The 11185-nt window shown below is 59.5% G+C and carries 12 protein-coding genes; 6 read left to right on the forward strand and 6 right to left on the reverse strand.

All coding sequences use genetic code 11. From position 1 onward, the window contains the following. Nucleotides 1-9: 9 nt before the first annotated feature. The 5 genes from AC1DXM_RS24605 to AC1DXM_RS24625 all read right to left on the reverse strand — a co-directional run bounded on the left by AC1DXM_RS24605 (nt 10) and on the right by AC1DXM_RS24625 (nt 4933). Nucleotides 10-1311 (reverse strand): flavin-containing monooxygenase, encoded by a 1302-nt coding sequence (locus tag AC1DXM_RS24605; protein ID WP_477237022.1) that lies wholly within the window; start codon nt 1309-1311, stop codon nt 10-12. Further along, nucleotides 1308-1886: an OsmC family protein gene (locus AC1DXM_RS24610; protein ID WP_477237024.1), complete on the reverse strand. Its 579-nt coding sequence runs from the start codon at nt 1884-1886 to the stop codon at nt 1308-1310. Before AC1DXM_RS24610 ends, AC1DXM_RS24605 begins: the two co-directional genes overlap by 4 nt. Before the next feature lie 297 nt (nt 1887-2183). Beyond that, nucleotides 2184-2432 carry a DUF1127 domain-containing protein gene (locus tag AC1DXM_RS24615; protein ID WP_477237026.1) on the reverse strand — a complete coding sequence of 83 codons (249 nt, stop codon included), beginning with the start codon at nt 2430-2432 and terminating at the stop codon, nt 2184-2186. A gap of 238 nt (nt 2433-2670) precedes the next feature. Further along, nucleotides 2671-3096 carry a globin family protein gene (locus AC1DXM_RS24620; protein ID WP_477237028.1) on the reverse strand — a complete coding sequence of 142 codons (426 nt, stop codon included), beginning with the start codon at nt 3094-3096 and terminating at the stop codon, nt 2671-2673. A gap of 946 nt (nt 3097-4042) precedes the next feature. Beyond that, nucleotides 4043-4933: an ankyrin repeat domain-containing protein gene (locus AC1DXM_RS24625; RefSeq protein WP_477237030.1), complete on the reverse strand. Its 891-nt coding sequence runs from the start codon at nt 4931-4933 to the stop codon at nt 4043-4045. A gap of 161 nt (nt 4934-5094) precedes the next feature. Between AC1DXM_RS24625 and AC1DXM_RS24630 the strand changes: the two genes are divergently transcribed. The 6 genes from AC1DXM_RS24630 (at nt 5095) to AC1DXM_RS24655 (ending at nt 10475) form a co-directional block, all read left to right on the forward strand. Next, entirely contained in the window at nt 5095-5298 is a 204-nt protein-coding gene (locus tag AC1DXM_RS24630) for a hypothetical protein (protein WP_477237032.1), read from the forward strand. Between the two features lie 365 nt (nt 5299-5663). Beyond that, nucleotides 5664-5900, forward strand: a complete 237-nt coding sequence (locus AC1DXM_RS24635) for a type IV toxin-antitoxin system AbiEi family antitoxin domain-containing protein (protein ID WP_477237034.1) — start codon at nt 5664-5666, stop codon at nt 5898-5900. A 177-nt stretch (nt 5901-6077) separates the two neighbouring features. Continuing rightward, nucleotides 6078-6257, forward strand: coding sequence for a recombinase family protein (locus AC1DXM_RS24640; RefSeq protein ID WP_477237056.1), 180 nt, complete (start codon nt 6078-6080; stop codon nt 6255-6257). A gap of 530 nt (nt 6258-6787) precedes the next feature. After that, nucleotides 6788-7150 carry a hypothetical protein gene (locus AC1DXM_RS24645; protein ID WP_477237036.1) on the forward strand — a complete coding sequence of 121 codons (363 nt, stop codon included), beginning with the start codon at nt 6788-6790 and terminating at the stop codon, nt 7148-7150. A 219-nt stretch (nt 7151-7369) separates the two neighbouring features. Then, nucleotides 7370-9142 (forward strand): type I secretion system permease/ATPase, encoded by a 1773-nt coding sequence (locus tag AC1DXM_RS24650; RefSeq protein WP_477237038.1) that lies wholly within the window; start codon nt 7370-7372, stop codon nt 9140-9142. Continuing rightward, nucleotides 9129-10475, forward strand: a complete 1347-nt coding sequence (locus AC1DXM_RS24655) for an HlyD family type I secretion periplasmic adaptor subunit (protein ID WP_477237040.1) — start codon at nt 9129-9131, stop codon at nt 10473-10475. The genes AC1DXM_RS24650 and AC1DXM_RS24655 overlap by 14 nt, the downstream gene beginning before the upstream one ends. Nucleotides 10476-10541: 66 nt before the next feature. Here the strand turns inward: AC1DXM_RS24655 and AC1DXM_RS24660 are convergent. Next, nucleotides 10542-11185 (reverse strand): calcium-binding protein (locus AC1DXM_RS24660; RefSeq protein WP_477237042.1); only part of this gene is annotated, 644 nt, incomplete at its 5' end.

The following is an 11185-nucleotide window of genomic DNA, read 5'->3' on the forward strand; positions in this document are numbered from 1 at the left end:
GGAATGTCCTTATGCTGCCTTGAGGCCGCTCTGACCGAGATAGTGTGAGACATGGTCGGCGATCGCTTGCGCGTCCGGCCCAACGCCTCCAATGAAATTGGAATCGCGCTTGCGCAGAAAGCGGAAGCCAAGCGCGTAAAGGCCGGCGATGGTTGTTATCCCGTCCTTGTGGGCCAGTTCGCCATCGGCGGTGAAGGCTGGCAGTTTCAGCCACGAAAACGAGCGGCTGTAGCCGGTCGCCCATATAATGGTGCCGATGATGCCGTCCGCGAACGACAAGCGCTTGAGGCAGCTCGTCGGCACCTCGATCGGGGCGGGGGCGCAGGCCATGGATTTGTGACCCGCGAACTGGTCGACCTGGCGAAGGAGCCGCTCCTGCTTCGCGTCCGCCGCCGTGACGCTATCTTTGAGATCATCGGCAAAGCCAATTGTCCCGTTCGAGATGCCATTCAACCGCCCGGTGAGTTCGACTCCGACGCCCTGAAGGGTCGCCAGATCGACATTGGAGCGATCCGCCCGACCGGCAAGTTGAAGTGAAGGCTGTCGTCTGGCGCTGTCGGGATCTGTCAAATCGTCCAGCCGCTGGGACATGAATCCCATATGGTAGAGCCACCAGAAGATATCCTTGTCTCGCCAGATGCGCGGCAAACGCGTGTGCTTCCCCACGGACAGGATTACGCGTCTGCCACTGCGTCGTAGCTCGTCGGCTATCTGGACGCCCGACGACGATGCGCCGACAACCAGCACGCCGCCCGACGCAAGCTGGTCGGGACTTTGGTACTGCGAAGCATGGATGCTGACCGGTTGGTCCGCGCCGGTATGCGGCGGGAAGGGCATGCTTGGCACGTCACAATGGCCGGTGGCCACAACGACGACTTTCGCCGACCAGTCGCCTGCGGTCGTCCGCAGCCAAAAGCCTTGCCCATCCTGTTCGCACGACAAGACATCGACGTGCGGGCGCACAGGCGCTTGCGATTGATGGGCATAGCCAACCAGGGTTTCCACAAACGCGTCGCGGCTCATGTAGCCGTCGGGTTCGGAGCCGCAATAGGGGGAGCCTGGCAGCGCGTTCAGCCAATTGGGCGTCAAAAGGCGGAGCGAACGCCATGTCGAGGACCGCCACCGTTCGCCAATGCGCCCGCGCTCCAGAACGACATGCGAGATCCCGCGTTTTCGAAGGCAATGGCTCAAGGCGATGCCCGCCTGGCCAGCGCCGACGATGACAACGTCAGCCTGTTCCATATTGTTTCCATCAGTTTTGGAGGACGACGGTTCAGACACCCGTCCGAACCGTCTTTCCGGGTGGATCACTGGATGGTTTTGACACCGACCGAAACGGAAACACCGTTCGTCAGCACGTCGAAGACCGCGGACCGTGCCCGTGCCTGCTCGACCAGTTGCTGGAGTTTCTCGGACGGCGCATCGCCTTCGATTTCGAACGCCACCATGATGTTCTGAAAACCGTTTCGGACCTCGTCGGAAATCCCGAGGATGCCGCGCAGATCGATGTCGCCATCGACCGAGCAGCGCACCTTGGTCAGCTTGATGCCGCGCGCCGCGGCGATGTTGGCGACGCCCGACATCAGGCAGCTCGCCAGCGCATGCAGCAGCCATTCGACCGGGGTGGGGCCGTGATCGGCGCCACACAGCACGGCCGGGTGGTCGCTGTCGGCGTAATAGGCTTTGGCATGCTTCTGTTCCTGGCCGGCGCCGTGGAAGCCGAGCATGACGCTCTTGCTGTGAGTGCCTTCGACCCACTCGTTGTGGGCGCGGAACTGGAACTTGGCCAGTTCCGGCTGGCCGGCGACAAAGTTGATCGTTGCAAGAAGGTTCGGCGTGTCGACGCCGTTCAATGGTGGTCTTGAGACTTTGGTTGTGTGTTGCATCGTCTTCTCTCCAAGTGAATAGTGCGGCGAGTTTGCCGGACCGCTCCCTTATGATGATGCAGCGTTTGAACGAGTGTGGTTGCGTTCGTGGAATTTGCTTTGATCCATCCGTTCCCACGCGGCGAAACGGACTTTGTGCGAGAAGTGCAGGCCTTGTTCAAAACACAATAAATCCCCGGCGATGGATCGCCAGGGATTGCGCGGTTGAGTAATTCTTGTGTTGAAGGACTTCGGGACAACCTCTCGCGCCCGTCGAGCCGAGCCTGTTCAGCAGGCCCGGGTCAATGCGGATCGGCATCATTTCGCGTTCAAGCGACCGCTTTGAGCGCTGTTAGCAATTGTATATCGCATGGACGTGACGTGATTGATCTCAGAGCGGCCGATGCCGATGTCCTTGAGCAGGTAGTCGGGCATCTCATGGAGCGCGGCTCGCTGGCAGCGCACCTTTAGTGCAAGAAAGGCCAGGCGGATCGCGGATTTGGCGAAGCCGATAGCGTCGAGCCTGTCTCTCGAGGCGGAATAGTTTGCGTGATCGATAGTGGTCATTTTTGTCTCCATCCTCGCGACGCGACCATTCGCGCCGTCGATGGGAGGAGATTGCGATAAGACCAGGGGAGTGAGCGTTTGAGCCTCCGTCGAATTATGGTCGAATTCGAGGGAATGGGTCCGTTAAACTGCGTACGCTACCAGGGGAATTGACAGCCACCGTCGACCCCGGCCGCTGGGCTGTGCCACCGGCGCGTCAGGTTTCAAAGCGCGAATATATGTCCCGGCATCGGATGCCTCACGCTGCGAGCTGATCCTCTCGGGCAGCGGCGATCATCACACTTGCCAGCAACGCATAGGCTGCCTCCCAGGCCTCGCGGACCGCCGGCGTGAAGGCTGCGCCGCGGCCGGCCGCCATCGTGTCGATGAGCGCTTGCCCGAGAATCGGGTAATGATGCTCCTTGACGCCGTAGGTGACGTGACGCTTGGCGAGTTCGCGCACTGTCGGGAGGATGGTGTTGGCATGGTTCAGTCCGTGCACGACGAACCCCAGGCTCGCCACCAGCTTTGCACCTTGCCTAGGCATGTCGCTCGCCAGAAACAGGCCGCGAAGGTCCGAGTCGATCCCGAACAGGCGCTCATAGAACAGAGCGGCGGCGGCCACGCGTATCGGGAGGACCTCGTGGAAACTATCCTGGACAAGTCGAATCTGGTCGGGTGTCATCGGCTACGCTCCGGGGTTTCTGGTAAGGCTCGACCATCCCCCCAAAACGTTTCGCGTGCATGTCGCGCGGCGTGTCGATGTGTTTCAGTTGTGTCTCAATTGCGGTTCAGTTTGCGCTCAGTTGTTTTCGGCTTCCTTCCGTGTCCTGACGGCGCCTGGAAACTCTCGATGTGACCAAACAGCTAGGAGACATTCCCGAATGGCCCTCTGATCACAGATCACACGCATTTTCATCGCCCGGTAGTTGACGGCCAAAGCTCATTGCGTCGCTGAATTTGCCGCAACCGGACCAATGTCCGCACCGGGTCAGTTCACGTCGATTCACGCAGGGCGCCTCAACGTCCGCTTCTGACCTTCCGATTCTTGAAACCGTCAGTCAGCTTTCGGCCCCATTGCGGTCATTTCAGATCAAGGTTTGGACGAAGCCGCTTGGTGCTTAACGGGCGGGCTTCGCCGCGATGGCCGCACTCCGTTTAATTAGCCACAATGTCAGCATAACACGCCCACCAGATTCTGTCCGGCAGCTTTGCGCCTCATGTCGGTCATTGATGGCGTCGTTACCGCCGCCCAGAAGCAGACATCCGCGCGGGCGTAGGTCGAGGTTGCCCCACTGCTGACACCAACATCACCTGAACGGCACCTTCGCCGCAAACAGACATGACTCTTTGGACGATACCGTCCAGGCAGCTTTTCGCTCCGGGTCAGCTTCCAAATGGAATGGGCGGAAGGAGGACCGCATCAGCACAGAACGCCCCTCAATTTCCGCAGCCAATCTTAGACCGTGAGGCGGTGACCAACGAGTAGGACAGGTCCGGTCCAACGTAAGCCAGCTGCGCCAGCGAGCGTTCTGGCGGATCGCTGAGCGCAGGATCGAGCATGAAGCGGACAGTGATCAACGACTCCGCCGGCAGGGCTGAGCGGTAAACTCGGCTTTGGGGATGAGGGTTCAGGGTAGCGCGATTGGCTTGTCACTGAGTGTGCGCAAGTAGGCGATCATGTTGACCCGTTCGGTCTCGTCCGGGACACCGGGAGTCTCCATCTTGACGCCCGGCGTGGTGAGCATGGGCCCGAAGAGAAATCTGTTCAGATCCTCGTACGTCCAGACACCCTCCCAGCCCAGCAAGGTGTCGGAGTAGCGCATATCTGCCATGGATGCCTTGTCGCGGCCGACGACGCTCCACAAGTTCGGTCCAATTTTGTTCCCTCCCTGTGGCTCGGCGTTGTGGCAACTGGTACACACGCGGGTGAAGTAGGTTCGGCCTTTCTCGACATCGGCAGAGGCCAACTTCATCGAGATCGGGGCTGGTGTTGGCAAGACGACGCCGTGCGACAAGAGATAGTCAGCGACTTCGCGTTGCCCCCTGCTTTTTGCCAGATGGAGCGGCGTCTTGCCGCCCGTAGTCTTCGCATTCACGTCCGCGCCGGCCTCGACCAGTGTCTTCACGCAGTCGAGACAATCGAGATTGACGGCGACATGAAGGGCGAATTCGCCGCCACTGTCGGAATTTGGATTTGCGCCCCCATCCAGCAATAGATTCAAGAGATCGATCTTGTCTTTCCCCATAGCCGCCATCAGCGGGGGACCAAAAGCCGTCTGAGCGTTGACGTCCGCACCACGTTCTATGAGCAATTTTGCTGCTTGGATGTGGCCCGTAAAGACCGCAAGATATAGCGGCGTTGCGGTTCCATCACTCTCATCTACACCGGCGCCCGCATCGAGCGCTGCCGTGATAGCCGCGACATCGCCCTCCATGGCGGCGTCGTGGATGGCGGCGGCATGCGATACAATCGGAATGTGCAAAAGCACGAACAAAATGGGAAGCAAAACGTCGCGCATTCGGCACCCCTCTGTCAAACTTGGAGGACGCGGCACGCTTCAAGAAAGGGGCGAGGCTAATACGAATACCTTGCCGCGCAAAATCAATTTCACTCGGCTTAGACCAGCGGCGACCCGGTCTCCGACGGGATGATCGCGGTTCGCGTCGGCCGGATTTCAGGATGCTGGCCGTCGGCGCGCCGACCTACTTCGAGAGCAACGGCGTTCCGATAGCCGCACCGCCGGCCGCGATCAACGCCTGGAGCAACGCCGACGCCCGCTGGCCGAGCGGCACTGGTTTGCCGTCGCGGAGCAACGTACCGCGCACGGGATCGAAGGTGAATGGACCGAACCGCGATGAGTCATCCGACATCGGGCGAACATAGTCGGCAGCCGGGTCGCGCGAAAGCCTACACTGTGTTGCCAATGCCGACGATGCTGCCGCAACCGACATCACGATCTCGGCGCTTCTAATCGAGTGTCGGCTTTTTCATGGTGTCCGCAAAAAGCTGCTGGTGCGCAACCGGCCCCAAAGCGGCTAGGAGGAATAGGCGTGGGCGGACGAGGGCGCTATTCTTAGGCTTGATTTCATCGGTCTTCGATGGACTAACGAGCTACGAAGCGTAGGGAAAAATCGCGCGCTGGAGCGCCGTATCGCGCTCTGGCGGAGAAAAGGCGGTGGCTCCCCGGGCTGAACGAAACTGCGAACTATGCTTTGCCGATCCCCCTCAAAACTACGCCAAGGTCCTCCGTGCGGGTTCGAAAGCGTGATCGCGACCGCGCCGAGCGGATCCGGCTTGCCGGTGGTTCGAAGCCGACATTGCGGGAGCGCGCCGTCTCGCTCGCTATCGAGAAGGGCGAAGTCCGGACAAAAGACCTGACCGACATCGGCGTTCCTCGCTGCTACCTCGCCCGCATGTGCGAGGAGGGTTTGCTGACGAAGGCGGGCTATGGGCGCTACCGTGCGGCGGCTCCCAAAGCGGCTTGATGGAACGATACGAGTGGTACTTGAGGATGCAAGACGCCATCGAGAGCCGGGAGGAGGAAAGGGTAGGCTGGAGTGGAAGGCGAGGTTAGAGCGTCCGGGATTGCTTTCATCCCGTCCAATTACCCGGCACCAATATCCGCCTCCGAAGCAAACGATATGATCAACGGGCGGCAAGCTATGAGTGGTAAGGCTTTGAGGCAGGCAGTGGCTTATCTTCGTACCTCGTCCGCAGCCAACGTCGGCGCCGACAAAGACAGTGAGAGGCGCCAAGGCGAGGCCGTTGAGGCGTTTGCCCGTTCAAGCGGCTATGAAATCATCGGAAGCTATTACGACGCGGCGGTGAGCGGGCAGCGGTAAAAGGATGGGGCGGGGAAAGGAGGGCGTGGTCAGAGACGGCCCCTGAGATAGCCTCTCGTCGGCAGACAACTAGCCGGTGGATAGTCAATGTCAGAACCTCGTCGACCTAACCTGCGGTGGCTCGCGATGGGTGGTCGGCAGGGCTGCCGCGACGGTCTTCGCCGCGCGGCCCTGAGAGCCGACGTCGCCAGCGTCGGCCGTAGGACGGCGGCCGAGCGCAGGCTTGTAGGCTAATGCCATCCTCCGCACTGCCGATGCATAGGCTTCACGGCCCCAATGGAACAGTCCCGGTCGCGACCCGTCCGCCACCAGATCGAAGCGAACATCGCAAGGCGGTCTGGCGCAGCATCCTGTCCGAGATGCGGGCGCTGCACATCGCCCAGCCGTACTGGCTGTCGGCTGCCATAGGCCCTCCATCCTGACAGGAAAGCGCAAACCCTCGTGTTACGCTCTGATGGTGTTGCGTCACAGATCTGATAGCCATCAAACAAATGGGAGAGGTCGCCACGTCTAGGATCAACCGCCGCGCCTTGCTTTTCCACTCCGCCAGTGCAGTCGTCGCCTCGACGGTTGCGGCAAAGGCACTCGGCAAAGAGCCGCTGGACCGAAATCCCGAACCGTCTAATAAGCTGCGAGCACTGATTGAGGCGCACAAGACAGCTTATGAGGCGTTCGGCAAAGCCCTGCACTACATAGGCGGTGGCAGCACCGACTCTGCCAGTGCCAGCCGGGAGGAGGAGACGGCGCTGCTCGAAATCTGCGGCTATGCTGCGGTTAGGGAAGGGGATCGCCTGGCCAAGGCAGGATATCTTTTAGAGATCGAGGCGCGCGGCGAACTCGACCTCGCAGCGCACATGCAGGCAATTCTCCAATCGACGATGTGGAAGGGATGATACGACCGGCGCGCGGACGGTCAGGTGCTGAATGTCTGGTATGCGCCCATTATCGGCCGTAGCGACCAGGTTCTCCGCGTCCCAAAAGCAGACATCGTCGGATGCCCACTAAAGAGGTATTGCCTTCTGCGCCACCAAATATCGGAATCGATGGCACTATGGCCTATGATATATGAGATTTTTCTAATATGATTTTAGTCGGGAGGGACCAAATCGCCAATGCCAACAACTAGCGCACGCGGCGTCGTGTCGAGAAGTCTCGTCGAACTGGGTATCTTTTCGACGGTGATGAACGCGCTCTTGCTGGTTTTACCCCTTTACATGCTGCAGGTTTACGACCGGGTGTTACCTGCGTCCAATCTGGATACGCTGATCTACCTCTCATTGATTGCTCTATCTTCGCTCTTGCTTTTCGGCATCCTTGAAGTCGTTCGCGGGATGTACGCGAGCCGTCTTGCTGCCAGACTGGATGTCTCTTTCGGCGCAACGTGTTTTCTTGCGGCGATGAGCGGCCCTCGCGCTGGCTTGGGCGACGTACAGGCGCTGCGCGATTTAACGCTCCTCCGCAATTTCATAGCATCTCGAACCCTGTTCTTTCTTTTTGACGTTCCGTTTGGGCCCATCTTTGTGGGCCTTCTCTATTTCATCCACCCTCTGCTGTTCCTTGTAACAGTTGCTGGCGCGGTGCTGATGATTTTCATCGCGTTGCTGAATCAGGCTGCAAGCTCCAGATCAGCCAAGGACGCGGCTGAGAGCCTCAATGCCTCAATGAATTCCGCTCAGGCCTTCGCCCGCAATTTCGAGACCGTTCGAGCACTCGGAATGGTCTCCCACACAGTCGAATTCTGGGGCAACCGCTTCTCGGGATCGGTGAAGGCGTCCGATCGAGTTGCTCGCGTGAACGCGTTTTACGGCGGTGTCTCCCGCACCGCGCGTTCGATTCTACAAATTGCGATCTTAGGTGTCGGCGCCGTCCTGGTTCTGCGCAATGAGATGACGGCCGGAATGATATTCGCGTCCTCGATGATCTCGGCCCGGGCGCTACAGCCCCTCGATCAAATCATCGGAAGCTGGCGGCAGATCATTGACGCGAAACTTGCGTGGAAGCGGCTGGGGGCAATCCGTTCGAGCGCAAGGCAAATGGAAATTGTCGCGTTACCGACGCCGCAAGGGGCGTTGGGTGCTGATCAGGTTATCTACTACCCTCCCGGCTCGCCTGACGGGTCGCTGCCTCTGATCAAGCGTATGAGCTTTCAGGTAGCTGCCGGCGAATCGGTGGCGATCGTCGGCCCGAGCCAGGCGGGGAAATCCACCCTGGCGCGTCTCATTGTTGGCGCTATAGAACCGCGTTCAGGCGCAATCCGAATAGACGGCGGTGACATCCGAAATTGGGACCCTGAAAAGCTCGGCCGACACGTGGGCTATCTTCCGCAGGACGTGGAGCTCTTTCCAGGCACAATTGGCCAGAATATTTCGCGCTTTGAGCCTGTGGCTCCGGATGAGAAATTGGTAGAAGCCGCACAACTGGCGCAGGTGCATGAGCTGATCCTTGGATACCGCGAGGGATACTCGACCGTGATCGGCCCAAGCGGCGTGCGTCTTTCGGGGGGGGAGCTTCAGCGGATTGGACTTGCACGCGCTTTTTACGGCGACCCCAAGGTTGTCATCCTCGACGAGCCGAATGCAAACCTCGACGCAAATGGCGAAGCCGCACTTGAGCGAGCGATCCTGCAGGCGCGCTCTCGAAAGACGACTGTCCTGGTTATAACGCATCGCCCTTCACTGGCATCCAGATGCGACCGGATGCTCGTGATGCGCAACGGCCAGATCGAGCTTTACGGGCCGACCAAGGACGTCCTGGCCCAGCTTGCCGAGCGAATGAACCAGCAGGCTCAACCAGCGACGTCGTCGCAGCCAGTCGCCAACGAAAGCGTCGTTGCTTTTCCGTCACCTTCCCGCACCGAAGTGAAGGCAGCCAATGACGGTTCCTAGTCAAACCCTCTCGGTGGTAGCCAGGACGTATCACTGGCAGGAGAAAGTCGATACCCGCACCGGTCGGGTGTCGCTGGTAGGGTTCATCAGTATGGCCATCTTTCTGGTCGCATTCGGGTACTGGGCGGCCGCCGCTCCAATAGGCGGGGCGACAATCGCCCCGGGCGTGGTCGCGGCCGCAGGCCAGAACGTCATGATCCAGCATCTCGATGGCGGGATCATTACGAGTATCCGGGTGCGAGAGGGTGATCGGGTCTCAAGAGGCCAGGCGCTGATCACTCTCGATCCAACCTTGCCACAAGCCCAGCTCAACCGCATGCTGAAGCAGTGGGTTGCTCAAAGGGCTGAAGTTGCCCGCCTGGATGCCGAGCGAGACGGGTCGAAAAAAATCGATCTGCCGAACGAGCTTAGACCTTATTCAGAGGACCCGGGTTACAGCGGTTTCATCGAGGAGCAAAACAAGGAGTTCCAAGCCCGGTTTGCTCGCTATACCGCGGACCAGGAAATTCTGAAGCAGAGAGTTACAGCCCTCCAGGAAGCCATTGTCGGACTGCGAGCTCGTAAGGCAGCAGCCGAAAAGCAGCTTGTGATTGTCAAGGAGGAGACGGAGCGAAAAAAGGCTCTGCTCGACAAAGGGCTTACAAACCGTTCCGAATACACCGACCTTCTTCGCAGCACCGCAGATCTAGTGGGCCAGGCCGGATCGTTGGAAGCACAAATCGCCAGCTTCGTGTCTCAGACTGAGGAAGCTCGGCAACAAATTGAACGGCTTACGACAGCCAGGGTCGAGGACGCCGTCACGGAATTGAGCAAGACCCGGGCGCAGGTGGCCGACCTGGAAGAGCAGATCAATGCCGCGCGATCCGTGCTGGAGCGAACAACCATTCGAACCCCGGTTGACGGCATCGTGGTCCGCTCCCTCTACAACTCGGTGGGAAGCGTCATCCGGGCCGGCGAGTCCGCAATGGAACTGCTGCCCACGATGGACCAGTTCATCGTCGAGGCCAAGATCAAGCCCGAAGACATCGACTCGATCCGAGTTGGTCAGGATGCGAGCTTGATGTTCACGGCGCTCAACGCTCGAACGACACCAAAAGTGTCTGGCAAGGTGTTCTACATTTCGGCTGACCGATTGGTCACGCCAAACACTGGGCAGCCCTACTACACCGCGCGGATCAAAATGGCTGAGCATTTGCCGCCGCAGATCAAACCCGAACAGATTTATCCGGGCATGCCAGTCGAGACGTTTATCTCAACCGGAGAACGAACATTCCTATCGTATCTTACCAAGCCGCTCATCGATTCATTCCAACGAGCATTTCGGGAGCGTTAGGCGGGCAATAGGCGTTCGTCGAAAGGCCCCAAAAGCCGACATCAACCTCGGCCACCGATCATCCGATCACACGAACGCAAAATCGCTATTTCCCAAATGATCCAGGGCGACGTTCGTCAGTGTGATCGTATTGTCCGCGTCGTAAGTTATGACGACGTCAGCGCCGACCTGCTCGGCCGCAGACTGAACCGCGGCGAAGTCGGCGAACAAACTTTGGGCAAGCTGAATAATGTCGTGGCCGACGGACGAAGTGGCGAAGTCCGTTATGACGTCATGGCCGAAACCGTTTCCAAAGACGAAAGTGTCAGCGCCGAAGCCGCCGGTCAGCATGTCGTCGCCGCCCCCCTCAGTAAGATGGTCGCTGCCGTTTGCGCCGTTCAGTACATCATTTCCGCTCGTGCCGGTAATTGTGTCGTCCCCGATCGTGCCGACAACCGAAGCACCGACAAGCGTCTGACCGCCAATGCCGCTTCCATCCGCTGGATAGGCTGGATTGAAATTAGCGGCGGTGAAGTCAGTTGCGGTGGTGTTCTGGAAACGGATTGCGGTGGCAAAGGCCTGGTTGGAGGCACCGCCGTCGAGGTCGATCTGGAAGAGGGTATCGGCGCCGTCTTGGATCAGTTGCATGAAGCCCGAGCCGAACGGGTTTGAGCTGCCGTCCCATCCGATCAGCTGGTTGAGCAAGACACTGTAGTCGAGCGTTTCTCCGC

Source organism: Mesorhizobium sp. P3_A2 (genome assembly GCF_056403115.1).